At 67.2% G+C, this 24,235-nt stretch carries 19 protein-coding genes and 1 pseudogene; 14 read left to right on the plus strand and 6 right to left on the minus strand.

The window, feature by feature from the left end:
* The first annotated feature begins 632 nt into the window (after positions 1-632).
* Both M0R80_22490 and M0R80_22495 read left to right on the plus strand, forming a co-directional pair.
* Positions 633-1,751: a hypothetical protein gene (locus tag M0R80_22490; GenBank protein ID MCK9462403.1), complete on the plus strand. Its 1,119-nt coding sequence runs from the start codon at positions 633-635 to the stop codon at positions 1,749-1,751.
* A 44-nt stretch (positions 1,752-1,795) separates the two neighbouring features.
* Positions 1,796-3,322 carry a hypothetical protein gene (locus tag M0R80_22495; protein ID MCK9462404.1) on the plus strand — a complete coding sequence of 509 codons (1,527 nt, stop codon included), beginning with the start codon at positions 1,796-1,798 and terminating at the stop codon, positions 3,320-3,322.
* Between the two features lie 255 nt (positions 3,323-3,577).
* Here the strand turns inward: M0R80_22495 and M0R80_22500 are convergent, their stop codons facing one another.
* Positions 3,578-3,940: a hypothetical protein gene (locus M0R80_22500; protein MCK9462405.1), complete on the minus strand. Its 363-nt coding sequence runs from the start codon at positions 3,938-3,940 to the stop codon at positions 3,578-3,580.
* 1,033 nt (positions 3,941-4,973) lie between these two features.
* On the opposite strand from M0R80_22500, the gene dnaG reads away from it, so the two are divergent.
* The 3 genes and pseudogenes from dnaG to M0R80_22515 all read left to right on the plus strand — a co-directional run bounded on the left by dnaG (position 4,974) and on the right by M0R80_22515 (position 9,206).
* Positions 4,974-6,794: a DNA primase gene (dnaG, locus tag M0R80_22505; protein MCK9462406.1), complete on the plus strand. Its 1,821-nt coding sequence runs from the start codon at positions 4,974-4,976 to the stop codon at positions 6,792-6,794.
* 3 nt (positions 6,795-6,797) lie between these two features.
* Positions 6,798-8,683: pseudogene (rpoD, locus tag M0R80_22510) on the plus strand (RNA polymerase sigma factor RpoD).
* Between the two features lie 133 nt (positions 8,684-8,816).
* Positions 8,817-9,206, plus strand: a complete 390-nt coding sequence (locus M0R80_22515) for a zf-TFIIB domain-containing protein (protein ID MCK9462407.1) — start codon at positions 8,817-8,819, stop codon at positions 9,204-9,206.
* On the opposite strand, the gene M0R80_22520 is transcribed toward M0R80_22515, so the two are convergent.
* On the minus strand, positions 9,188-10,492 hold the full coding sequence (locus tag M0R80_22520) for a Mur ligase family protein (GenBank protein ID MCK9462408.1): 1,305 nt from the start codon (positions 10,490-10,492) through the stop codon (positions 9,188-9,190). The genes M0R80_22515 and M0R80_22520 overlap by 19 nt on opposite strands.
* 54 nt (positions 10,493-10,546) lie before the next feature.
* Here M0R80_22520 and M0R80_22525 point away from each other — a divergent pair, with 54 nt between their 5' ends.
* The 4 genes from M0R80_22525 to M0R80_22540 all read left to right on the plus strand — a co-directional run bounded on the left by M0R80_22525 (position 10,547) and on the right by M0R80_22540 (position 13,952).
* Positions 10,547-11,287 (plus strand): hypothetical protein, encoded by a 741-nt coding sequence (locus M0R80_22525; protein MCK9462409.1) that lies wholly within the window; start codon positions 10,547-10,549, stop codon positions 11,285-11,287.
* 279 nt (positions 11,288-11,566) lie between these two features.
* Positions 11,567-12,181, plus strand: a complete 615-nt coding sequence (locus tag M0R80_22530; GenBank protein ID MCK9462410.1) for a hypothetical protein — start codon at positions 11,567-11,569, stop codon at positions 12,179-12,181.
* Between the two features lie 172 nt (positions 12,182-12,353).
* The gene (locus tag M0R80_22535; protein MCK9462411.1) at positions 12,354-12,893 is read left to right on the plus strand and encodes a hypothetical protein; all 540 of its coding nucleotides are present in this window, start codon (positions 12,354-12,356) and stop codon (positions 12,891-12,893) included.
* Positions 12,894-12,980: 87 nt separating this feature from the next.
* Positions 12,981-13,952 carry a hypothetical protein gene (locus M0R80_22540; protein MCK9462412.1) on the plus strand — a complete coding sequence of 324 codons (972 nt, stop codon included), beginning with the start codon at positions 12,981-12,983 and terminating at the stop codon, positions 13,950-13,952.
* On the opposite strand, the gene M0R80_22545 is transcribed toward M0R80_22540, so the two are convergent.
* A complete protein-coding gene (locus M0R80_22545) occupies positions 13,946-14,407 on the minus strand; it encodes a hypothetical protein (GenBank protein ID MCK9462413.1) in 462 nt (153 codons plus the stop codon). The two genes, M0R80_22540 and M0R80_22545, sit on opposite strands and share 7 nt — an antisense overlap.
* 224 nt (positions 14,408-14,631) lie before the next feature.
* Here M0R80_22545 and M0R80_22550 point away from each other — a divergent pair, with 224 nt between their 5' ends.
* The 4 genes from M0R80_22550 (at position 14,632) to M0R80_22565 (ending at position 20,615) form a co-directional block, all read left to right on the plus strand.
* Positions 14,632-15,303 carry a hypothetical protein gene (locus M0R80_22550; GenBank protein MCK9462414.1) on the plus strand — a complete coding sequence of 224 codons (672 nt, stop codon included), beginning with the start codon at positions 14,632-14,634 and terminating at the stop codon, positions 15,301-15,303.
* Positions 15,304-15,385: 82 nt separating this feature from the next.
* Positions 15,386-16,927 carry a protein phosphatase 2C domain-containing protein gene (locus M0R80_22555; GenBank protein ID MCK9462415.1) on the plus strand — a complete coding sequence of 514 codons (1,542 nt, stop codon included), beginning with the start codon at positions 15,386-15,388 and terminating at the stop codon, positions 16,925-16,927.
* A 102-nt stretch (positions 16,928-17,029) separates the two neighbouring features.
* A complete protein-coding gene (locus M0R80_22560; protein ID MCK9462416.1) occupies positions 17,030-18,955 on the plus strand; it encodes a protein kinase in 1,926 nt (641 codons plus the stop codon).
* Positions 18,956-18,986: 31 nt separating this feature from the next.
* Positions 18,987-20,615 (plus strand): GAF domain-containing protein, encoded by a 1,629-nt coding sequence (locus M0R80_22565; GenBank protein MCK9462417.1) that lies wholly within the window; start codon positions 18,987-18,989, stop codon positions 20,613-20,615.
* Positions 20,616-20,636: 21 nt separating this feature from the next.
* Here M0R80_22565 and M0R80_22570 read toward each other — a convergent pair whose 3' ends face one another.
* From M0R80_22570 to M0R80_22580, 3 genes are read right to left on the minus strand one after another with little or no spacing between them, the layout of a single operon-like run.
* Positions 20,637-21,926, minus strand: coding sequence for a rhomboid family intramembrane serine protease (locus tag M0R80_22570; GenBank protein ID MCK9462418.1), 1,290 nt, complete (start codon positions 21,924-21,926; stop codon positions 20,637-20,639).
* 21 nt (positions 21,927-21,947) lie between these two features.
* Positions 21,948-22,457: a hypothetical protein gene (locus tag M0R80_22575; GenBank protein MCK9462419.1), complete on the minus strand. Its 510-nt coding sequence runs from the start codon at positions 22,455-22,457 to the stop codon at positions 21,948-21,950.
* Positions 22,458-22,468: 11 nt separating this feature from the next.
* Positions 22,469-22,675 carry a YgdI/YgdR family lipoprotein gene (locus tag M0R80_22580; protein ID MCK9462420.1) on the minus strand — a complete coding sequence of 69 codons (207 nt, stop codon included), beginning with the start codon at positions 22,673-22,675 and terminating at the stop codon, positions 22,469-22,471.
* A gap of 173 nt (positions 22,676-22,848) precedes the next feature.
* Between M0R80_22580 and M0R80_22585 the strand changes: the two genes are divergently transcribed.
* A partial coding sequence (locus tag M0R80_22585) for a hypothetical protein (protein MCK9462421.1) occupies positions 22,849-24,235 on the plus strand: 1,387 nt, incomplete at its 3' end.

A 24,235-nucleotide genomic window follows, 5' to 3' on the forward strand; every position in this document is an offset into this window, starting at 1 on the left:
GGCGGTGCCAACGCGCGACCGCGCTTCGAGCCGCGCCGGCCGATCGCCGCGCGAGACGTCGGGGCGGGCGCCCCGGGGCCGCGCCGTTGCTGCTCCGCACGGCCTCCGCCGCGTCGGGGCGAACGCTCGGGACGATCTCCTTCACGAGAGCGCCGGATCGGCTTGGGGATGCGAGGGTGTGGTCGAAGAGATACAGGGTGTGGTGTTGCCGTTTCGCAACAGCCCGACGGCACCCACGAGCCTTGCCGTGACGAGACGCGCGAGAAGAAGAGCGACGTCGGTCACCGGGCTTGCCCCGATATCACAGCTGGGAGAGCCAGTGACGCGACGTTCCATCGCGACTACGGTAGCGTGGGTAAAACCGACATTTCGATGGGAACGAGCCTCGTACGGCATGCCCACCGTGTGGGTTCGACAGGCATTGCTGTCCAGAATCGGCTGCCGATAAAGGATGTCACACCTGTACCCCTTGACATACCAATGGCTCAAAGCTCAAGGTGAAATATGAAGTCTACATTATGTTCGGCGTCTGGTCGGGGGAACGCGACGCCGCCTGGCGCCTGGCAGAGGGCATGGCTGAAAAACGATCAACCGATCGACCGTGTTGCGGCCGATCAACGATGGGGGTTACAATGAAGAAGAGACTGTTCGTCGTGGTGGGGCTTTCGATGATGTTGGCTTTTATGAGCGCGGCGACAGAATCGAGCACGTTGAAGAGTATGGACGAGTTGGACGTCATCCTCGACGACCCCATGAGTCTTTGCGTCGACGACGAGTGCTCGGCGGTCTGGTTGCCGCCGTTTGAGCCCGAGGTGACACTCGACACGGGCGACGTAGTATGGATCGAGGAAAAGAACCCCGAGACCTCAGCGAATGAGGACGCGATACTGTGGCTTTCAGGCGGAGATTGTATTTATGTCGAAGATTGGGACGGCGAGTACATCGATTGCGAGATTACTTTCCCCGTGCCCAATCCGTACTACTACGTCGCAGTGGGCAAGGTGCCTGGCGACGATGCAGTCCAGATGTGCTACTGGAACTCTTTCACAGAGGAGTGGGACGTCGCGGGTTGGTCTCAGTTCGGCGACGCATATAAACTTTTTGTAGAGGGCCAAGATGCGTACGGCGAATACATCCAGATCATCCGCACCGAGGCGTCAGACGACAACTGCCCAATGGACAACTTCACGAATCGTTTCGATTACACCGTTTCATCAACGCGGGTCCTCAGAGTACGGGGGAATGGCGGCACCGACTACATCCTTGGGAGTCAGTACGGGGACTCAGTTCTGTCGGGAGAGCGCGTGTATGGCCGAGAGGGCGCCGACAAGCTCTATTTGGACAATGATGGTGTGACATATCCCGTCGCATACGGAGGACAAGGAGCAGATTATATTTTCGGTACGTCGTCGGTCGACTACGCGTGGGGAGATGACGACGGCACGGGGGTCGGTTCCGGGGACATGATCTACGGGTACGCCAACGCCGACCAACTTTCGGGCGTGTACGGCGACGACACCATTTACGGCGGAAATGATCGTGACTACATGTGGGGCGGCCAAGGCAACGACAAGCTGCACGGGATAGACGGGGAGACGACGGCTGCCTACGATTTCCTGTACGGTGGGGACGATGACGATTTCCTGTTCGACGCTAACACAGGGGGTACGTGTAACGGAGGAAATGAGACCACCTCTCCCTATGATTATTGTTATTGTCCGACAATTTCAAAGGTGGACTGCGAGTGGTGAAAATGAATGTTCGCGATTACTAAAAATGGGCAACAGCTGAATTGATGACGCTATTCTTTTTTAGAAAGGCGACATATCGCATTCGCTATAATTTGTTGGCGATTGCCGTGGTCCTTGCCGTGGCAAGCGCGTGCTCTTCTTCCCCGCGACACAATCGCGACAAAGAGACCGATGCTGGCGAGGACGGCGGTGCTGACAGCGACACGGACAGCGACGACACGGATATCCCTTGGGACTCGGGAACGGATACCGATCTGGTGGTCGTAGAGCCGGTGTTTCTTTTCGAAGAAGCGGGGGCGATGAGTTCCTCTTTCGATGGAAGTAACGTCTCGGTCTCATGGGCGGACGAGCAAATTAGCCCTGATGTCTATCAATACGAAACCGTCTTCCTGGTTTTTCCCTGGGAATCTCCCGAGGACGCAATGACGAGCTCGTTCGCCCAAAGCCCGCCAGCGTGCGACGGTTTTTATGGGAGCATCCTGCCCCTTTCCCAATCTCACGCACACCCGAGCGGTTTCCTGGTCCTTACCTCTGCACACGGTGGATTTGTCGATGCTTGCTCCGTCGTGCAGACCTTCTGGGACACGAGTGCGAATCTTTCGGATGGGCCGAATGCATTTGTCAATCTCTTCCCCAACACGTCTCTCGCTCCAATGGACCCACACGGCATCGCCGATGACGTCGGTGTGGTAGTAACCGGCTCGATGAACGGAATTGTGTTCGATGTTGACGACGAAACGGACATCGAAGGCACTGTATACCTTGATTTAGATCGCTGGAGCATCGAAGGGGTTCACGAGCGGCTCACGCATTATTCTGCGGCTTTGCCGTTTGATCCGGTTGGGGCGATATCGATCGGGGTTAGGACCCTCAATGTTGGAACCAGCGTTTTTCTCCAAGACAGCGTTTACACGGTGTTCGGTTTCGAGACTATCAACTTCGAAGAATACTCTAACAGATCGACCAATTTAGTCATCGCACTCGTCGACATCGATGGGAACGTGGTGCAGGAACCTGCTCTCGTCGAGAACGATGCCCCACCCACCCCCGAAGGGTTCGAAGATACGAGCTACGGGTATAGCATCTACTCGTTGTCCTCAAACGGCGAGGCGATACTTGAGATCGCAAAGACGTTGTACGTGAATCTCGAAGGATTCGCCGACTTCAATCCAACCATCATGGAACCGTTCCCCGTTCGCTATTGGACGCGTATGTTGAATTTCGATGGAACTCCTCTTTCTGACTGGATCGAAGTCGCCGACCACGGGAGCCATGTCGAGGTCGCGTTTCCTCAGGTCGAATGGAGCGGACGCTATTTTGCCGTCTGCTATCACGACCCGTTCGACACGTTCAAGATGATCGCCATGAACGAGGTCGGTGAACCGGTCGCGCCGCCTATAAATCTCTTTTGGGAGATCCCGCCCGTCGAAGACAGAACCATGGCTTGCGATATCCTCGCTATCGACGAGGATACCTTTATTGCATTCCTCGACGTGAACGCCGATCCAGTACAAGCATATTCCAACGGCCTCTGGGCCACGCGCGTTGATGTGAACGTCCCGATCGAATGAGATCGGGTGTCATGAGATAGTGTTAGGGAGTGTTAGGGGACGGTCCTTGAAAGTTCACTATTCCTTCGTTCGGCGACGATAGTCTTCCTCTAAAGAGCCCCTCCTCCGGCAGGACCTTCCCGGTCCGCTTGACACGCCGGGGCGACTCACCATGCTCCGTCCGCTCTCGCCCGAGGCGCGGCGAGGCGGGTCGCCCCATAAGGAAAGGCCCGCGCGGGGTACGCGGGCCTTCATTGTGGGAATCGTCAAGGGATGTCACGCCGCCTCTGCGTCGTCCTTGGGCTTCTGCGGCCGGGCGCGCGGGCGCTTAAAGCGGTCGAGCTCGGCCATCACCGCCTTGTCCGTGCGGAACGCTCCGCGCGCGGCGTTGAGGACCGCCACGAACCGGCCGTAGCGGGCCTCCTGGTTCATGCCGAACGTCTCGTGCAGCGCCAGGAACCGGCTCATCAGGGCGTCGTGCTCGGCGCGCTCGGCGCGCTGCGCCTCGACGTCCGCGACGAGCTGCTCGGTGCTCGCGCCCGGGAAGCTCCAGCCCTTGGCCAGGAGCAGCTGCACCAGGGCGAACAGCATGTCGTCGAACACCTTCGTGGGGTAGTAGGTCCGCCGAACTTTCATCATCACAGACTCCTTCTTCCTTCTGTCCGCGTGCAGGGGCGATTCATGAATCGCCCCTACGATCTGCGGGGTTGTTCCGACCTTCCGGTCGGGTTTTTCTGCGGCCGCGCGCGTTTGGCCGTCGCTCGGACCCTATTGCAACGGCGGTGCCAACGCGCGACCGCGCTTCGAGGCGCGCCGGCCGATCGCCGCGCGAGACGTCGGGGCGGGCGCCCCGGGGCCGCGCCGTTGCTGCTCCGCACGGCCTCCGCCGCGTCGGGGCGAACGTTCGGGACGATCTCCTTTATAAGAGCGCCGGATCGGCTTGCGGACGCGAGGGTGTGGTCGAAGAGATACAGGGTGTGGTGTTGCCGTTTCGCAACAGCCCGAAGGCACCCACGAGCCGTACCGTGCCTCTCGCTCGCTTCCGGTTGCCACGAGAAATGCCGGGCTTGCCTCTCGCTCGCTTCCCGTTGCCACGAGAAATGCCGGACTTGCCTCTCGCTCGCTTCCCGTTGCCACGAGAAATGCCGGGCTTGCCTCTCGCTGGCTTCCCGTTGCCACGAGAAATGCCGGACTTGCCTCTCGCTGGCTTCCCGTTGCCACGAGAAATGCCGGACTTGCCTCTCGCTGGCTTCCCGTTGCCACGAGAAATGCCGGGCGTGCCTCGCGCTCGCTTCCGGTTGCCACGAATCACCTCGGTTTCGGGTACGGTCCTTGATAGTTTACTAACCGTTCGCCGGCCGAATCGCCCCTCTACGCCGCGCGGGATTCGGACCGATCCGACGGCTCGGACTGATCCGACCGAGTGGCCGCGCGGCAGACGGAAGAGAGAAGCCCCTTGAAAATGACGCGAAGAAGTGCGCGAAGAAGCGCTTCTCCGACGTCCTCGGCTTCGCCGGCGGCAGCGCGGGCGGTTCGCACGTTCCCTTGCTGAATGGCCTCGATCGCCCCCCCGGTCCCCCCTCGGTCCGCTTGACACGCCGGGGGCGACTCCCCATACTCCGTCCGCTCTCGACCAGGACACGGCGCGGCGGCGAACGCACGAGGGTGGCACGTGATCCCCGACGCGAAGATCGCTGAAATCAGGGAACGGGCCGACATCGTCGAGGTGATCGGCGAGTACGTCGCGCTCAAGCGGGCCGGGGTCAACTACAAGGGCGTCTGCCCGTTCCACGCCGACAGCGATCCGTCCTTCAACGTCAACCCGGCGCGGCAGTTCTTCCACTGCTTCGGCTGCAGCGCGTCCGGCGACGTCTTCGGCTTCCTGCAGCGGGTCGACGGGCTCGAGTTCATGGAGGCGGTCGAGCGGCTCGCCGCGAAGTACGGCGTCGAGCTCCCGAAGCAGCAGGCGTCGGCCGCGGCGCGCTCCGCCGACGAGCGGGCGCGGGAGGCGGCGCGGCGCAGGCGGCTCGTCCTCGAGGAGGCCACGGCGTTCTACGAGGCGCAGCTCGCGACCCCCGCCGCCGCGGTCGCGAAGAAGATGCTCGCCGATCGCGGGATCGACGACGCCACCGCCGCGCGCTACCGCCTCGGCTACGCGCCGGACGCCTGGGACGGGCTCCTCGAGCACCTGCGCGGCAAGCGGATCTCGCCGCGCGAGGCCGAGGAGGTCGGGCTCGCGATCCCGCGGAAGACCGGGAGCGGGTACTACGACAGGTTCCGCAACCGCCTCGTGTTCACCGTCACGGATCCGGCGGGGCACCCGATCGCGTTCTCGGCGCGCTCGCTCGGGGCGGGCGACGCCGACGGCGCGAAGTACGTCAACTCGCCCGAGACCCCGGAGTACCACAAGGGCCGCGTGCTCTTCGGGCTGCACGAGGCGCGCGTCGCCATGAGCAAGGCGCGCGAGGCGATCCTCGTCGAGGGGAACTTCGACGTGCTGTCGCTCGCCCGCGCCGGCGTGGAGAACGTCGTCGCGCCGCTCGGCACCGCGCTCACCGAGGAGCACGCCGCGCTCCTCAGGCGCCGCGTCGAGGCGGTCGTCGTGGTGTTCGACGGCGATCGGGCGGGAAGGGCCGCGGCGGCCCGCGCGTTCCCGATGCTGGCCCGCGCCGGCCTCGCCTCGTACTACGTCCGCCTCCCGGACGGCGAGGACCCGGACAGCCTGGTCAGGAAGAGCGGGGCCGAGGCGGTGCGCGAGACCCTGTCGGCCCGGCGCGGGCTGCTCGACGAGATCATCCGCGCCTCGGCGGAGGCCGCGGACGGGACGGTCCAGGACGCGGCGCGGCGCATCGGCAAGCTCCGGGACTTCGTCTACGCGGTCAGGGAGCCGATGGAGCGGGACATGTACCTCCAGCGCATCGCGGAGTCGTTCTCGGTCGAGCCGTCCTTCGTGTTCAAGCACCTGCGATCGCCCGGCGCCGAGGCTGCGGAGCCGTCCCTTCGTTCGGCGAGGGCCGGGGCCGGGGAGCCGCTCGGAAACCCGGAGGACCAGGAGCTCGTCGGGCTCCTGCTCGACCTGCCCGAGCTGTGCGCCGAGGCGAGCGCGTCGGGCGCGATCGGGCTCCTCGCCGACCCGGAGCTGCGCCGGATCGCCGAGGAGCTCGCGGTCAAGCAGCGGCGCAAGGAGTCGCTCGTCGCCGAGCTCATGGCGGGCACGGAGCAGAGCCCGGCGGTGACGTGGCTCGCGCGGCGCGGCATGCAGCGGCTGTTCGTCGACGAGGCGATAGGCGCCCAGGCGCTCCAGGAAATATTTCGAAAAATGAAGAAACGGCGTGTCGACGCCCAGATTGATTTGATCAAGCAAGAGATCCGAAGGGCGCGTACATCGGGGGACGATCAGAAAGTCCTCGGGCTCCAGCGTCAAAAAACCGAATTGGAAAAAGAGGTTCGGGACACCGAACTTGGTTTTGACAAAGGACGCGTTGCGGATTAAAGGGTCCCAGAGGAAATTTCGGAATGGACAAGGCACCGGACAAGAAGAACATCCAGCAGCTCATCGAGCTGGGCAAAACCAAAGGGTTTTTGACCTACGAAGAGGTCAACGATTTTCTCCCGTCGGAAATCGTCTCCTCCGACGAGATCGACGATCTTCTCGACGTCCTGAGCAGCGAGCACATCGAGGTCGTCGATCGCGGCGAGAACATCACCTTCGCGTCGATCGAGCCCGATCCGGCCGTGCTGGATCCGGAGAAGGTCGTCGAAGAGGACACCGACTTAAGCTACTTCTCCAAGACCAACGATCCGGTCCGCATGTACCTGCGGAAGATGGGCTCCGTCTGCCTCCTGACGCGCGAGGGCGAGGTGGAGATCGCGAAGCGGATCGAGCAGGGCGAGCGTCAGGTGCTCGACATCCTCCTCTCGTCCAACATCGCCATCAAGGACATCATCGGCCTCGGGGCGAAGCTCAAGCAGGACAAGATCCGCCTGAAGGACGTCGTCGACAGGCCGAGCAACAAGCCGGCCGACGCCAGCGAGGAGTTCGAGGAGGGCGCGGAGTTCGAGGAGGAGGAAGAGGAGGAGGAGCCCGAGAGCGAGGAGTTCGAGGGCTACCGGGAGTTCGACGACCTCGAGATCAACCAGGAGGAGGCGGACCAGCGCTTCCTCGACACCGTGGAGCGGGTCCGCAGGCTCGGGCAAGAGATCGGGAAGTGCACCGTCCAGATCCGCGACGGCCGCAAGCTGACCGACCGGCGCCGCGAGACGCTGCTGCACAAGATCGCCGAGCTGCGGATCCAGGTGAAGGACCAGCTCATCAGCCTGAACCTGAACAAGAGCCAGATCGCGCGCATCGTGGCGCTGCTCAAGGAGCTGATCGCCCGCGTCGAGTCGGCCGAGGCCGAGATCCAGTCGAGCGAGCGGCGGTGCGGCATGTCCCAGAAGGACATCCGGCGCACGGTCCGCGAGATGAAGGTGTCCAAGGTCGTCGAGCGGCGCATCGCGCGCAAGCTCGGCGTCAAGGCCTCGGAGCTCGTCGAGCTCGAGAACGCGATCCGCGAGGCGCAGAAGAAGGTCCGGGCCGTCGAGGAGGAGGTGAACCTCGACATCGACGAGCTGCGCGAGATCTACCGCTGCATCCACGAGGGCGAGCGCCGCGCCGAGCGCGCCAAGGCCGATCTCGTGGAGGCCAACCTGCGCCTCGTCGTCTCGATCGCGAAGAAGTACACGAACCGCGGGCTCCAGTTCCTCGACCTCATCCAGGAGGGGAACATCGGCCTGATGAAGGCGGTCGACAAGTTCGAGTACCGCCGCGGGTACAAGTTCTCCACCTACGCGACGTGGTGGATCCGGCAGGCGATCACGCGCGCGATCGCAGATCAGGCCCGCACGATCCGCATCCCGGTGCACATGATCGAGACGATCAACAAGCTCATCCGCACGAGTCGCTACCTCGTCCAGGAGATGGGCCGCGAGCCCACGCCGGAGGAGATCGCGGAGCGCATGGAGCTGCCGCTCGACAAGGTGCGCAAGGTGCTCAAGATCGCGAAGGAGCCTATCAGCCTCGAGACCCCGATAGGCGAGGAGGAGGACAGCCACCTCGGCGACTTCATCGAGGACAAGGGCGTGGTTTCCCCGGCCGACGCCGTGATCGGGCTCAACCTCTCCGAGCAGACGCGCCGCGTGCTCAAGACGCTGACGCCGCGCGAGGAGAAGGTGCTCCGCATGCGCTTCGGCATCGGCGAGAAGTCGGACCACACGCTCGAGGAGGTCGGCCAGGACTTCGAGGTCACCCGCGAGCGCATCCGGCAGATCGAGGCCAAGGCGCTCCGGAAGCTGCGCCACTCGTCCCGCTCCAAGCACCTCAAGAGCTTCATCGAGCACTAGGCAGGTTGTACGGGCGCACGGCCGTCTCGCCCCCGCGTCGACACGCCGCTGCGGCATTCCGCCTTCGACGAATCTTGCGCTCCGCCCCGGCGACGGCTACAAATGGGATCACGTTCCTACGAGGTGGGCGAAGATGACGCTGACGTGTCCGCGCTGCCGGCTGAAGAGGCTCGACGAGATCGAGCTCGGCGAGATCGTCGTGGACAGGTGCGCCTGCTGCGGCGGGCTCTGGTTCGACAGCGGCGAGATCGGCGAGCTGCTCGGCCGCCCGCCCGAGGTGCGCCGCGTCGAGACCACGGTGCCGCCCGAGGGCGACCGGGTGAAGGATCTCGCGTGCCCGCGCTGCGCCGACGTGGCGCTCCGCGCGCTGGTCATCGCCGGCGAGGGAGCGGCGGCGAAGACGGTGTTCCGCTGCGCCTCGTGCTCCGGCACGTGGGTCGATCGCGGAGAGCTCCGCGCCGTCGAGGACCCGCGGCTCGCCGAGACGCTGCGCCTCTTCTTCTCTCAGACCAAGGGCGCCTGACCCGGCCAGGAGCTCCGCCCGAGGACCACCGCGCGCTTCGGGTGCCACCGAGCGCGGAGATCTCCGGCCAGGTAGAACGAGCCGACGACGACGACCGTGCCGTCCGGGCCGGCGCGCGCGATCGCCGCGTCCAGCGCTTCGTCCGGATCCGGCGCGGCCGACGCCGCGATCCCGAGAGGCGCGAGCCGCGCTCTCGCCTCGGCGGCGGCGAGCGGGCGCTTGCCGTAGGCGCGCGGCTCGGTGACCCAGACCGCGTCGAAGCGACCTGCGAGCGGGCGGAAGGTCTCCGGCGCCGCCTTGGCCGCGAGCAGGCCCACCACCGCGACCTTCGGGCCCGGCGTCGCGCGGGCGAGCGCGGCGTCGATCGCGACCGCGATCTTGTCCGCGTTGTGGGCGCCGTCCAGGATCACGCGCGGCCCCTCCTGGACGACCTCCGTCCGGCACGCGAGCCGGACCGCGCCGAGGCCCTCGGCGACGGAGCGCGGGCTGATCTCGAGGCCGAGCTGCTCGCCGAACAGCGACGCCGCCCTCGCGGCGAGCGCGGCGTTGTGGGACAGGGCGCTCCCGTCCGGGGCGAGCTCGACGAGAGGCGCGCCGACCGACGCGGCCTCGCGCCGGACGATGTCGAGGGCGATACCTGTCGCGCCGACGACGAGGGGCCTGCCGCGGCGCGCAGCCCCGGCCTTGTGCCAGGCGACCCGCTCTAGGTCGGGGCCGAGGACGTCGAGGTGATCCGCGCCGACGTTCGTGAGGACCGCGACCCGTGTGTCCGCGAACGACGTGAGATCGTAGCGCGCGCCGCACCCCGCCTCGATGACGGTGGCGTCGACCCGGGCCCGGCAAAACGCCTCGAACGCCATCGCGGCGGAGGCCATGCCGTGGATCGAGGCCGGCGCGTCCGCGCGGACGAGCGGCTGCGCGACGGGCACGATCGCGTCCGCGAGCGCGCCGAGCTCCTCCGCGGAGACGAAGCGCCCGGCGATCCAGTACTTCTCGGTCATCGCCTGGAGGTACGGCGAGACGTGGAGGCCGACCCGAAGCCCGGCGGCCGACAGGATGCCGGCGATCCCCGCGGCGACGGATCCCTTCCCGGAGGTGCCGACGACGTGCACGGCCGGGATCCCGCGCTGCGGATCCCCGAGGCGGCGGAGGAACCCGCGCATCGCCTCCACCCGGCCCTCGGGACGCGGGCCGTACCCCGCGCCCGGAGACAGCGAGCGCTCGAGGCGGATCAGCCCCTCGTTGATCCGGCGCTCGGCGTTGAGGTAGGTTGCGTACGCGTCCACTGCGCCTGGAATACGCCGTCGCGCGGTCCGTGTCACGGCGGGAGAGGAGCCGCGTTGGGGCTCGAAACGAGGATCCGGAGGAAGGTCGGCGCCGCGCTGCGCGCGCACCGGAGGATCGAGCCCGGGGACCGGGTGCTCCTCGCGATCTCGGGCGGCGCGGACTCGAGCGCGATGGCGCGGATCCTCGCGGAGAAGAGGAGGACGCTGCCCGTGCGGTTCGAGCTGCTCGGCTGCCACGTCGTGCTCGATCTCTTCCCCCGCAACGAGGAGGGCGAAGCGTGGCTCGACGCGTACTTCGAGCGGCTCGGGGTGCCGCTCCACCGCGTCTTCGTCGAGGCGCGGCGGTTCCTGCCGGCCGGGAAGGCGGCGAGCTGCTTCTACTGCGCGATGCAGCGGCGCAAGGCGCTCCTCGCCGAGGCGACGGCGCGCGGCTGCGGCAAGATCGCGTTCGGCCACCACCTCGACGACATCATCGAGACCCTGCTGTTGAACATGATCCACGGCGGCGCCATCGCCGCGATGCCGGTCCGCCTGGAGCTCGACGAGCACCCCGTGACGATCGTCCGGCCGCTGTGCCGCGTGAAGGAGGCCGAGATCAAGGAGTACGGGGCGGGCGCGGGCATCGTCGCCTCGGAACAGCGCTGCGGCATGGGCCGCGACGGGCGGCGCGCCCGCGTGAAGAGGGCGATCGCCGAGCTGGCGGACGGGGACGACCGGGTGCGGGACAACCTGCTCGCGTCGCTCGGGCGCGTCCGCGGGGACTACCTCGTCGAGCGGCTGCGGCGGCGCGAGTAGGGTGAGCCGAAAGCGGAGCCTCGGGGAACCTGTTCTTCGAGAGGGGGCGGATGCCTCTTCCGCCACACGCGAAAATTGTTGTGGCGCGGTGAGAAAAAGGCGGCTATTTTCTGTTCAGGGACAGGTTTTTTAGTGACCAATATTGATGCGCTTGACTGAATGGAGTAACTAACCCAATCGTCGAAACGGAAATCGAACACTGCGGAGGCGATCCCAGCGGAGAGTCTCCCAATAAACCGCCGCGCATGACACTGCGGCAAACTCGATGGAGGAGAAGTCATGAAGAAGTTTTTGTTTGTTATGATGGCTCTGGCGCTCGCGATGGGTCTCGGCACGTTGGCTTGCTCGAGCGGTGACGATTCGTCTTCGGACGGCGACGCCGACAGCGACAGCGACTCGGATTCGGACACGGACAGCGACACGGATTCGGACACGGACAGCGACACGGATTCGGATACGGACACGGACAGCGACGCGGACTGCGGCGAAGTCGACGCGACCTGCTGCGAGGCCGAGCCGTACTGCATCGACGGCACGACCCCGGTCAACACCGGCACCGGCTGCGGGTGCTACCTGACCTGCGAGCCCGGACTGTGCACGGACGACCTCGACCTCTGGGAGGAAGATACGGTCGCCTGCGGCGGTGTCGGCAGCGGCCTTGGCGCCTGCTTCGCGAACGCGGACATGGAGTCGGTCGACGAGTGCACGACCGAGACCTGCACCACGCCGAGCGGCTACACGGACGGCATCTGCCTCACCGACGGCACGAACGCCTACTGCATGCGCGCCTGCACGCCCGACAACGACGTGTGCGACATCGTCCACACCTGCACGGCCCTCATCGACTCCACGACGGAAGAGTACGCCGGCGGCGCCTGCATTCCGAACTCCTGATCCTGATTCCCTGACACCCCGAGACTATCCGTCCTGAAGTCTTTTCCCGAGAGACGTCTCCTTTTCATGGCGCCTTCCCGTCTTGTCGTGCGTGTCGCGACGAAAACCCACAGGACGGGGATGGCTCGAACGGATACACTGCCCTCTGGTGGGTGCAGCCGGAGAAGGGCTCGTGAGAGATCTGGTTTTTCTGACCACGGCCATGTTGGCTGGGGCGGCGCAGTTCGCGGTGGCTTGCGCGGGTGGCGGCGGCTCGGTTTCGGATGGCGGTGGCGACACGGATGGCGACGTGGACTGCGGCGAGGTCGACGCGATCTGCTGCGAGGCCGAGCCGTACTGCATCGACGGCACGACCCCGGTCGGCGACGGCGCCGGCGGCTGCGAGTGCTACCTGGTTTGCGAGCCCGCGATGTGCACGGACGACCTCGACCTCTGGGAGGAAGAGACGGTCGCCTGCGGCGACGTCAGCAGCGGCGGCGGCATCGGCGCCTGCTTCTCGGACGAGGACATGGAGCCGGTCGATGAGTGCACGACCGAGACCTGCACCACGGCGAGCGGCTACACGGACGGCATCTGCCTCTCCGACGCCGTCAACGCCTACTGCATGCGGCAGTGCACACCCGACAACGACGTGTGCGACATCGCCCACAGCTGCGCGGCCCTGATCGACGGCGAGGGCAACTACGCCGGCGGCGCCTGCTTCCCGAGCTAGCCTGATTCACCGTTCCTGAAACCGTAGATTCCCCCCAAGCTCAGCCGTTTTCCATCCAAAGGGAAAACCCGGTATGCTGTCCGGGCCATGGCGAACCCCGGTGCGAGGTGGAGCCCGATTGTCGCGATCGTCGCCGCGGCGGCGTTGATCGCCGCGTCGCCGGGGTGCGGGCCTGCCGGCGCGTACGCGCCGCCCGGCTTCACGCTCGAGGAGGCGGCCTGGGAGGAGCACCACGCCGCCGAGCGCGCCGGCGATCTCGAGGCGGCCGTCGCGGGGTACCGCGCCCTGTGCGGGGCGGAGCCCGGCTACGCCCGCGCGTGCTACGACCGCGTGCGCGCCCTCTTCGAGATGGGGCGCACCATCGAGGCGCGCGCGGAGACGATGGAGCTCGTCGTCGCGCACCCGTCGCACGCGCTGTCGCCGACCGCGGTCACGAGGCTCGCCGCGTCGTACGAGGAGGGCGCGGATCCCGTCGCCGGGATCGCGGCGCTCGAGGGGCTCGAGGCGCGGGTCCGCGGCGAGGACGTGTGGGACTCGACGATGTACGAGCTCGCGCGGCTCCACCGGGGGCGCGGCGACGACGCGGGCGAGGAGGAAGCGCTCGCGCGGATCGTCGCCGAGGGGCGCTGGGGGAGCCAGCTTTGGGACGACGCGATCTGGCGATCGGTCGAGCTGGCGTCGTCGCGCGGCGAGCGCGAGAAGGAGCGGCGCCTGCTCGAGAAGATCGTCGCCTCGCAGGAGGAGTCGCGCCTCATCGCGAGCTACAACTCGAAATACCACGACGACGCGCTCCTCCGCCTCGGCAGGCTCCTCCTCGAGGACGGCCGGCTCGAGGAGGCGCACGGGGCCTTCGACAAGCTGATGGCGTGGAAGGCGAGCCGCCTGCGCGACGACGGGACCTACTGGGCCGCGGTGGTCAGGCTGCGGCAGGGCAGGGCGGCCGACGCGTGCGCGCTCCTGCACGAGATCTCTTCGAAGATGGGGGGGTCGAATTCGGCCGACGCCGCCGCGGAGCTGGCGCGGGAGGCGGGCTGCGGCCGGGGCGCCGCGGGTCAGTAGTCCTCGTCCTCCTCGTCGCGTTCCTCGTCGTCCTCGTCGCCCTTCTCGTCGTCCTCGTCCTCGTCGTCCTCGTCGTCCTCGTCGTCCTCGCCGAACTCCTCGCCGGACGCTTCGACCGAGTCGCCGTCGAACCCCTCGAGCCCCTCGACCTCCTCCTCGGCGACGTCGACGTCGTCGTCCTCGAAGTGGACCTCCACGCCCCACTCCAAGAACTGCGCCTCGATCATCTCGACCAGCTCGTCGAGGCTGTCCCCGCTCCAGTCGGACGCGATCTCGTCGATCGCCTCCTCGATGTCGCCGGACTCGATGACCTCCTCGATCTGGTCGACCTGCTCGTCGGTGAAGCAGTCGCGGATGTCGTCGGAGAGCCCCTCGTATTCCCCGTTCTCGATCGCGTCGAGGATCGCCTGCTTGAGGTTCGTCGTGCGGCGAGGGTCGACAAAGATCTCCAGCACTGGAAGCTCCTTCGGTTACGGCAACGCGCGTGCCGCGTAGAAAAAAAAATATAGGTAGACCTCGGTCTCTGTCAATTCGCCGGCGAATCGAGCCGTCGGAGCTCGAAAAAAGTGCGGCCGCGTGGGACGGGGCCTCGATCGTCGCTCGAGGTTTGATACACCGATTTCGCAAGAGTACAATGGCGAATCCGCACGTCCTGCGGAGCGAAGAGGTGGTTTGCGCGATGCGATGGGCGACGCTCGGCGCGGCGATTCTCCTTCTGGCGTCGGCGCCGCGCGGCGCCGTCGCGCTCGACCTTTCGACGAACCCGGAGCGATCGTTCTTCGTCGGTTTCGACTTGGGCGCCGGCCTGGACGCCGGGCCGGAAGCGAGGCGCGCCGAGGATGGCCGGGAGGCGTACTCTCCGGCCGGGCTCCTCTTCGGTTTCGGCGGCGGGTTCCGGTTCGACGAGATCGTCGGCGTGGAGGCCGGCCTGACCCAGAGCCGGCACGCCGCCCTCGAGGCGTGGGGCGGCACCGCGGGGTACACCCTCGCGCACGTCGCGCTGCGCCTCGCGATTCCGACCCCGTCCCGGCAGACGATCGTCTTCGAGCTCGGTCCGGCGATAGGCGGCTTCTTCTTCGGCGTCGCGGACGGGATCGAGGACAACGAGGTGCTCGCGGCGGGCGGCGACGCGGGGATCGCGCTGGAGCACGAGCTGAGCGCGGCGATCGTCGTCGTCTTCCAGGCCCGCTACGCGCCGCTATGGCGCCGCGGGATGCACCTCTACCTGAGCGAGTCCGACACGTACGAATCGGAGCTCGTAGCGAAAGACGAGATCGATCTGAGTGGCCCGCGCGTCGTACATCTCGTGTGGATGACCGTCGGGTTCCAATTCGAGTGGGTGATCCCTTGATCCCGGCGTTGTCTCGACGTCCGGATCTGATAGACTACGGGGCCTTCGGGGTGACATTCGAGACGGAGGACTTTTTTCGAGCATGAGCGATTCCGATACCAACACGACACCGACCGCCGAGAGCCAGCCGGAGATCGTCGTCCGCGTGTTCGGGAGGACCGACGTCGGGCTTGTCCGCGAGCACAATGAGGACAACTTCCTCATCGCCGATCTGACCGGCGCCAACCGCTCGATCCTGCCCGAGGTCCGCACGCACCGGATCGGCCCGCGCGGCTCCGTCTTCACCGTGTGCGACGGCATGGGCGGCGCGGCGGCCGGCGAGGTGGCGAGCCGCATCGGAATCGACACGATCTACGAGATCCTGCAGGGGGGAGAGCCGCCGGTCGGGGACGTCGGCCTCGCGCAGAGGCTCAACGACGCCATCTGCGAAGCCGGGACCCGCATCTTCACGGCCGCGAAGCTGAACCGTGGGCAGCGCGGCATGGGGACGACGGTCACCGCGGCCGCGCTCAACGGGCCGCGCTTGGTCATCGGCCAGGTCGGCGACTCTCGCGCCCACGTCGTGCGCCGCGGCGCGCTCGTCCAGGTGACCAAGGATCAGTCCCTCGTCCAGCAGCTCATCGACGCGAAGCAGCTGACGAACGAGGAGGCCAAGGAGTTCGATAGGAGCAACATCATCCTCCAGGCGCTCGGGACGACGGAGGAGGTGCACGTCGATGTGACGTCGGTGATGCTGCGCCGCGGGGACGCGCTCGTCATGTGCAGCGACGGCCTGTCGGGACGCGTGGAGCCGGACGCGATCTGCCGCGTCGTGACGGAGAACGACGAACCGATGGACGCATGCCGCGTGCTGACCGAGCTCGCGTGCGAGAACGGCGGGGACGACAACATCACGGTGATCGTCGCGCGGTTCGACGGCGCAGGGTTGTCGGAGTGCGCGGAAGGGGAGCTCGTCACCTACGAGCGGTTCGAGTACCGCCAGGTGACCGAGACCACCGCGCGCGCCTCGCTGTCCCGTTTCTACAAGGAGGCCGAGGCACAATCCGACGAGGCGGTGACGAAGCCCGTGTCCGGGCCCGCGCCGGCGGCGGACGCGCCCAAGGCCGCCCCTCCGGCCGAAGTCGCGGTGGCGGAGCACACGACCCCGAAGAGGCAGGAGCCGCCCGCGCCGGAGAAGAAACCCGTGGCGGCTGCGGAGAAGAGTAATGCCAAAGTCGTCGTCGGCGTCCTGACCGTCCTGATCGCCTGTGCCGGGATCGGCTACTTCCTCCTGCGGGGGAACGGCTCCGACGGCGCCGCGTCGGCGACTCCGGGCGCCTCCTCGGACGCGTCGGCCGTGCCCGTCGCTCCGCTCGCGTCGCCGATGCCTGCGATGGGCATGCCACGCGTCGCGACACCGGCAAGTGAGCCTCGCCTGGCGCCGACCGCCGAGGACCGGATCATCGGGAGCGGCGAGGAACCCAAGGCCGCGGAGAGCGCCGTCAAGAAGGCCCCGAAGGATGTCGGATCCGGCGGCGTCACCGGTACGTCCAAGAAGAAGGAGGGGGCGACAGAGAAGAAGGCGGAGCCCCCGGCGCCGAAGAAGAAGAAGCCCGAGAGCACCATCGAGGAGAACCCGTATTGAGCGCGCGATTTCATGCTCGGAGCTCTGCATGCCGCGGTACGAGAGGACGGCTGATCCGCTGAAGGGCGGGCGCCGAGAGGTGTCGTTGTGACCGAAGAAACCATGTGTCCGAGGTGTTCCGCCACGAACGCGAAGGGGACCGGCTTCTGCGGGAAGTGCGGAACGAGCCTCGTCGCTACGATGATGACCGAGGCCCAACCCGATCCGCTGATCGGCGCGTTCATCGGCGAGCGGTTTCTCGTCAGGCGGAAGCTGGGCGAGGGCGGGATGGGCGTGGTGTACGAGGCGGAGCAGACCGCGATCGACAGGAAGGTCGCGCTCAAGGTACTGCACCCGCACCTCACGGACGAGAGCCTGTACGCCCGATTCCGCAACGAGGCGGCTGCGGCGTCCCGGCTCGGGCACCCCAACACGATCACCGTCTTCGACTTCGGCAAGACGGAGACCGGCTCGCTGTACATCGCCATGGAGTTCATCGAGGGCACGAGCCTCGACGACGAGATCCGCAAGAACGGCGCCATGGGGTGGCGGCGGGCGGCGCGGGTCGTGACGCAGATCTGCGGATCGCTCGAGAACGCGCACGACAACGGCATCGTGCACCGCGATCTCAAGCCCGAGAACGTCATGCTGCTCAAGCGCGGGTCCGAGAAGGACATCGTCAAGGTGCTCGACTTCGGCATCGCGAAGATCATGGAGGACGACGGCAAGGATCAGCGCCAGGCGCTCACGAAGACCGGGATGGTGTTCGGGACGCCCCAGTACATGTCGCCGGAGCAGATCCGCGGGGAGAAGGTCGACCCGCGCTCGGACATCTACTCCACGGGCGTGATCGTGTACCAGATGCTCACCGGCGCGCTGCCGTTCAACGCCGAGACGCCGATGGGGCTCCTGACGAAGCACCTCATGGACAAGCCGCCGTCGTTCGTGCAGGCGAACGCGGCCAACCAGGTGCCGGCCGAGCTCGAGACCCTCGTCATGCAGATGCTCGCCAAGACCGCCGCTGAGCGGCCGCAGACGATGGGCGAGGTGGCGGAGCGGATCGACGCGCTCCTCGCCTCGACCCCGACCGCGGCGGTGGCGGTGGCGGCCGCGGCGGGAGGCGGCGTCGTCGCGCGCACGGTTCCCATGAGCGCCGCGGACGTGAGCGGTGCGTCCGTTTCCGCACGACCGGGCTCGTCGCCGGGAGCGTTGGCGCCCCCGGTCGCGGCCCGGAAGAAGGGGAAGACCGGGCTTGTCGTCGGGATCGTCGTCGGCGCGTCCGTGATCCTGCTCGGCGGCGGCGCCGCGGCCTGGTACTTCGTCTGGGGGCCGGGGCGGGCGATCCCGCAACAGCGGGTGACCCAGCTCGTCGTTCCGCCGGTCGTACCGCCGGTCACGGGGCCGCAGAACACATCCGTGACGCAGTCCGGTCAGACCCAGGTCGTCGCGGCCGACACGGGGGGGACCGACGCGGCGCTCGCGCCGTTGCCGGCGATCCCGACCGACACGGGCGGAGAGACGGGCGGCACCGGCGGCACGTCCAAGACCGGCAAGTCGGGCGGCGGCGGGACCGGCGGCATCGCGGGAAAGGTCAACGAGAAGAAGGGGCAGCTGGCGAAGTGCACCTTCGGCGGCGGAGAGGACGTCATCCAGAATGCCGTGCGCGACGCGCTGCGCGCGAAGGAGAACGGCTTCAGGCTGTGCGCGCAGGGCGTGACCGGACAGACGACGACGAAGTTCGCGTTCAACGTGGCCGCGAACGCAACCAACGTCACCGGCGTGTCGGCGCGATCGAGCTCCGGCCTCGAGAGCTGCATGCGGCCCCACCTGTCGGTGTCGATCGCGACCTCGGATCCCGCCGTGCGGGTGGGCGAGATCAAGATCACGATGTGGGGGCCGGCCGGCAAGGATCTGTGCAGCGTGCAGGTCAGCGCCCAGGCGAAGGTGAAGACCACCACGCCGCCCAAGGACGACGGCAAGACCGGGGACACGAAAAAAGGAACCACGCGGCGGGGCACGAGCGGGATAAAAGCCAAGAAGCCCGACTGAGGCGGCCGCCGCACTGAGCGCGAGGACTGCGATGGCAAAACTGGTGATTTTCGGGACGGACGGCCGGCGCGAGGTGGAGCTCGTCGAGTACAACACGGTCGGGCGTCTGCCGCAGAACAGGGTCCAGGTTCTCGATCGCATCGTCTCCAAGGAGCACTGCATCATCCTGCACGAGCAGCAGCGGGGCTACGTGTTCCGCGATCTCGGCAGCCTGAACGGCAGCTTCGTCAATAAGACGCGGGTCGTCGGCGAGATCCCGCTCCACGACGGCGACGAGATCGTGCTCGGCTCGACCAGGTGCATGTTCATCTCCGAGGAGGTGGGCGCGACGGTGGCCCAGAAGGTCGTCGACATGAGCGAGGGCGCGCTGCAGAGCCACATCCGCTCGGTGATCGCCCCGATCCAGGATCGCTTCCTCCCGGAGAAGGAGGTCCAGGACGTCAAGTCGCTCCGCGCCGACTACGAGAAGCTCCGCGCGACCTACGAGCTGCAGCGCGACATCCGGCTCAACATGACGCTCGACGAGATCCTCGAGCGCATCCTCGAGCGGACCTTCGAGTTCCTGAACTGCGATCGCGGCGTCGTGCTCATGACGGACGACTGCGGCGAGCTCAAGCCGCGCGCCTTCAAGATGAAGAAGCGCGAGGACAAGCTGGTCATCTCGTCGACGCTCGTCAACCAGGTGCGCAAGGAGAAGGCGGGCCTCCTGTCCTCGGACGCGCAGATGGACAACCGCTTCAAAGAGGCGAAGTCCATGATCATGCAGGGGATCCGGTCGTCCATGGCGGTGCCGATCCTGCACGGCGACGAGCTGCTCGGGATCATCATCATCGACTCGTCGGTCGCCGTGAACGCGTACTCGGAGAAGGACCTGCAGCTCCTGTCCAACATCGGGAACCAGGCCGCGCAGTTCATCAAGAACCTCGACATGGCCAAGAAGATCGAGAAGGACGCCGCCACCCGCGCCCGGTTCCAGCGGCTGCTCTCCCCGGACCTCGCGGAGATGGTCGTGTCGGGCGAGCTCAGCGTGGAGAAGGGCGGCGAGGCCCGGACCGCCACGGTGCTGTTCGCGGACATCCGCGGCTTCACCTCGATGAGCGAGAACATGGTCGCGGCCGACGTGCTGCAGATGCTCAACGAGTACTTCGAGGTGATGGTCGAGATCGCGTTCAAGCACGAGGGCACCGTGGACAAGTTCGTCGGCGACGAGATCATGGTGCTGTGGGGTGCACCCGTGATCCACCCCGACGACCCGTGCCGCGCCGTGCGGGCCGCGCTCGACATGCAGGCCGCGCTCGTCGAGTTCAACCACACGCGGGTGGCCGAGGGGTCGCCGGCCATCCAGATCGGGATCGGCATCAACACGGGCGAGCTCGTCGCGGGCTACATCGGCTCGACGCGCACGATGAGCTACTCGGTCATCGGCGACTCCGTGAACACGGCGGCGCGCCTCTGCTCCGCGGCCAAGGCCGGCCAGGTGATCATCGCCGGGTCGACCTACGATTACGTGAAGGACGAGTTCGACTTCGTCACGCTCGAGCCGGTCAAGGCCAAGGGCAAGTCGAAGCCGATCCCGATCTACAACGTCGTGGCGTGCAAGGATCTGAAGGACACGGACAAGACGCGCCCGCACGTCGTCCCCACCCAGCGCAAGCTGTAGCCCAGTCCCGTTCGACGCGGTCTACGACTCGGAGCTCCTCGACTGGGAGTGATCTCTCAGAACCGGTCCGAAGCGCGCCGCGAGATCTCGCGGGGAGCCGAGCTCCTGAAGCGAGCCGGCGTGTACGAGGCCGCGATCTCCGGCGAACGCAGCCTCGGGGAGGGCGGCGTCGATCCGCGCGACGAGCCGGAAGAACGCCTGCTTCGGCGAGGCCGACGGACCCTCGAGGAGCCCCGAGTACTTGAGGTGCGCGGCGTCGACGATCACGACCCTGGCCGCCTCGACCGGCGCGCTCGGCGCGACCGCAAACGCCAGGACGACCGACTTTGCTGCGGGGAGCGGCGTCACGGACATCGTGCCGGCGGTCCAGGCCCGGACGTCCGCGGCCGCGATCTGCAGCGCCCCGCCTGTCCGGAGCTCGAAGCGCAGCGCGGTACGGTCGAACCCCGAGAGCGCGGCCTCGATCGTCTCGAGCTTCGGCTCTCGTGCGGGCGAAGGTGACGCGACCACCCCGGGGCGGAACGCGACGAGGGGCATCTCCTCGGGATTGATCTTCGTCACGGGCTGTCGGTGGAGCACGCGCTCTTCGAACCGGAGCTTCTTCAGGGCGAACGCGATCGCCGCGCCGAATGCGAAGCCGGAGATCCACTGCACGTAGGACATCCCGCCGAGGGAGAGCCCCAAACCCATCCCGAGAATCTGGACGCCGAGCTGTGTCACGAGCCACAGCAGCGGCATGATGTACGCCGGCGCCTCGAACGTGCCCACGCGCGGCTTGAGACCGAGCCAGACGAAGTAGGCGAAGTGGGCTTTCGCTCGCCCCGCGCAGACCACCATGGCGCCCATCAGGCCGGCGACGGCGCCCGAGGTCCCGAAGAGCGGTTCGTTGGGCTCCTGCACGGCAGCCCGGTAGACGAGCGCGCTCAGGACTCCGAAGAGGGCGAAGCATCCCACGAAGACCGGGCGCGACCACCGCTCCTCGAGCCTCACGCCGGCAATCCAGAGGAAGAACAGGGTGAGCAGCAGCTGCGCGACATGGAGCACGACCCGCGGGACGACTTCGACACCGGGCGCTTCCTCCACGGGCGCACGAGACTTTTCGACGACCTCGCCGCTCTCGTCGATGTGGAAGGGCTCGTCGCCGTGTCGCGAGACGGCGGGCGCCCGAGCCTGCGCGCGGGCTTCGTCGTCGGTTGTCGCGCCGATGGTCAGGAAGAACACGGCGATGCAGACGGCCATGAGCCCGAGCGTGGCGAAGGGCAGACCGCGGAGCGTCAGCTCGTCGTGGCCGATGGGGATGAGGAAGAACATGAAGGGCGCGAGGGGCGCCGATCAGTAGCCGGGGGTCGGAGGCGCCGGGGCCGGGGCCGGGGCCGGGGTCGGGGTCGACGGGTATCCGCCGCCGCCCGCCGGAGGAGCGCCGTAGCCGCCCGCCGGAGGAGCGCCGTAGCCGCCCGCCGGAGGAGCGCCGTAGCCGCCCGCCGGAGGAGCGCCGTAGCCGCCGGGTGCCGCGGGCTGGCCGAAGCCGCCGGGCGCCGCGGGCTGGCCGTAGCCGGGCTGAGGAGGAGCGCCGAAGCCGCCCGACATGTCGGGGGCCGGGGCCGCCTCGCCGGCTGCCTCGTGGACGATCGCCTCGGTGCACTTCGCGGGGCCTTTGCCCATCTGCTTCGGGCAGAAGTAGATGTGGGTCGAGACCGGCAGCCCGAGGAAGGTCGTCGTCCTGACGTACCACGCCTCGCCCGACAGGGTCGGATCGGTGTTCTGACCGGACGTGACGGCCTTGCAGCCGCTCAGGGCGAACAGGGCGGCGGTGACGAATGCGATTGTGAGTATTCTGGTCATGTTCGTCTCCGTTACTCCCTGTTCTGCTCTTCCACCGGCCAGCACTCGGGGTTGCCGTCCGTGGCGTCGCAGTTGACCATGTGCGTGCCGAACCAGCTGCCGTCCGCGACGTACGCGCGACCGTCGGTGGACTGCACCACGGTCGCCGTCACGCAGCCCGTGAGCAGCGCGGCGGCCATCACCGCCATGACCAAGAACACCAACCACTTGACTCTCATGTTTTCCTCCGTTCTCGGGGGTTAATGCTTTTTCCGCTTGAAAAACATCCGTGATATTGGAAGAGAAGCCCCTAACCGTCAACGGTTTTCGGCGATATTTCAGGCCGTTTTCCGTTGCCGTGCTACCCAATGAAGGAGAAGGCGCCGCCCGTGGCGCTCGAAAGGGAAACAGAATGCGGATCATCCTCGGCTCCATCGCGGCGGCAGTGCTCTCGGCCATGTTCTCGATCCCCGCGGGCGCGGCGCCCGGCGCTGCGGCGCGGCTTGCGCCCGACTGGGCGGCGGGCCCCTCCGCGCAGCGGGCGTACTCGGCGTCGAGGATCGCGCCGGCCGCGTTCCGGGCGCGGTACGGCGAGGCCTGGTGGGAGCGGCGCGGCGGCCCGACCGGCGACTTCCGCCGCCTGTTCGGCGAGGGCGCGGCGCTCGACCCGGCGGTCGAGGGCGACGACGCGGTCGCGATCTGGGCGGTGGAGCGCTTCTTCGCCGAGAACGCGGATCTGCTCCCTGCGGGTGTCTCGCCGGCCGATCTCTCGCTGCGCGCCACGGTCGCCTGGGACGGCAAGCGGATCGTCGCGTTCGACCAGGAGGTCGACGGCGTGCCGATCGAGGGCGCGGTGGCGTACGCGGTGATCGTCCGCGACCGGATCGTCCTGTGCGGGGTGCGGCTCTACCCGGTGCGGCCCGCCGAGACGCGCGCCCTGGTCGCGCCCGAGGACGCCGAGCGGACCGCCGCCGCGGCGCTCTCGAAGCTGCGCGGCACGCCAGGGATCGCGTCCGCCGCGCGCCACGTCCTCGTCCCGCTCGTCGGCGAGGACGCGCTCGAGCTCCGGCCGGCGTTCTCGATCGCGCTGCGGATCGAGGGGCAGGGCAAGTGGACGGCGTTCGTCGACGCGCGGGACGGCGCGCTCCTCGATCTGCGGGATGAGCGCGTGACCGCCTCGGGCACGATCCAGATCGAGCACCATGACAGGAACCCGGACGGCGATCTGATCGCGGGCCCCGGCGCGTTCCTCGACCTCGTCGCGAACGGCGCGGACGTGACCACGGACGCCGCCGGCGCCTTCACGGCGGCAGGCGCGACCGCGGACGTGACCGGGAGACTCTCGGGGCCGTACGTCGACGTGCAGAACATGGCCGGCGACGATCTCGAACTGGCGATCACCGGCCTCGCCGACGGCGCCACCCACCTCTGGGTCTCGGACGGCTCCGCGCTCGAGCAGGCGCAGCTCGACGTGTACGTCTCCGCGCTCGCGGTGACCGAGCGCGCGCGCAGCCTCCAGGACGACGTGCCGTGGCTCGGCGAGACGCTCGACGTCCTGCCGAACCAGTACACGGACATCTCCGGCGACGGCGTCGAGGACGTCTGCAACGCCTGGTCGGACGGCGAGACGATCAACTTCCTCATCGGCTACGACGACGGCGGCGGCTACGGCTGCAACAACTCGGCGTCGGTCGCGGACATCGTCTACCACGAGTACGGCCACTGCCTGCACATCCAGAACGCCATGATGGGCGTCGGCGTGTTCGACGGCAGCGCGAGCGAGGCGTTCGCGGACACGA

The sequence above is a fragment of the Pseudomonadota bacterium genome (assembly GCA_023229365.1).
Lineage (GTDB): Bacteria > Myxococcota_A > Polyangia > JAAYKL01 > JAAYKL01 > JALNZK01.

Excerpts from the sequence above, each read along its gene's own strand:
- M0R80_22490 (MCK9462403.1), top strand. The coding sequence starts at position 633 with ATGAAGAAGAGACTGTTCGTCGTGGTGGGGCTTTCGATGATGTTGGCT.
- M0R80_22495 (MCK9462404.1), top strand. The coding sequence starts at position 1,796 with ATGACGCTATTCTTTTTTAGAAAGGCGACATATCGCATTCGCTATAAT.
- M0R80_22500 (MCK9462405.1), bottom strand. The coding sequence starts at position 3,940 with ATGATGAAAGTTCGGCGGACCTACTACCCCACGAAGGTGTTCGACGAC.
- M0R80_22515 (MCK9462407.1), top strand. The coding sequence starts at position 8,817 with ATGACGCTGACGTGTCCGCGCTGCCGGCTGAAGAGGCTCGACGAGATC.
- M0R80_22530 (MCK9462410.1), top strand. The coding sequence starts at position 11,567 with ATGAAGAAGTTTTTGTTTGTTATGATGGCTCTGGCGCTCGCGATGGGT.
- M0R80_22540 (MCK9462412.1), top strand. The coding sequence starts at position 12,981 with ATGGCGAACCCCGGTGCGAGGTGGAGCCCGATTGTCGCGATCGTCGCC.
- M0R80_22550 (MCK9462414.1), top strand. The coding sequence starts at position 14,632 with ATGCGATGGGCGACGCTCGGCGCGGCGATTCTCCTTCTGGCGTCGGCG.
- M0R80_22555 (MCK9462415.1), top strand. The coding sequence starts at position 15,386 with ATGAGCGATTCCGATACCAACACGACACCGACCGCCGAGAGCCAGCCG.
- M0R80_22560 (MCK9462416.1), top strand. The coding sequence starts at position 17,030 with ATGTGTCCGAGGTGTTCCGCCACGAACGCGAAGGGGACCGGCTTCTGC.
- M0R80_22565 (MCK9462417.1), top strand. The coding sequence starts at position 18,987 with ATGGCAAAACTGGTGATTTTCGGGACGGACGGCCGGCGCGAGGTGGAG.
- M0R80_22570 (MCK9462418.1), bottom strand. The coding sequence starts at position 21,926 with ATGTTCTTCCTCATCCCCATCGGCCACGACGAGCTGACGCTCCGCGGT.
- M0R80_22575 (MCK9462419.1), bottom strand. The coding sequence starts at position 22,457 with ATGACCAGAATACTCACAATCGCATTCGTCACCGCCGCCCTGTTCGCC.
- M0R80_22580 (MCK9462420.1), bottom strand. The coding sequence starts at position 22,675 with ATGAGAGTCAAGTGGTTGGTGTTCTTGGTCATGGCGGTGATGGCCGCC.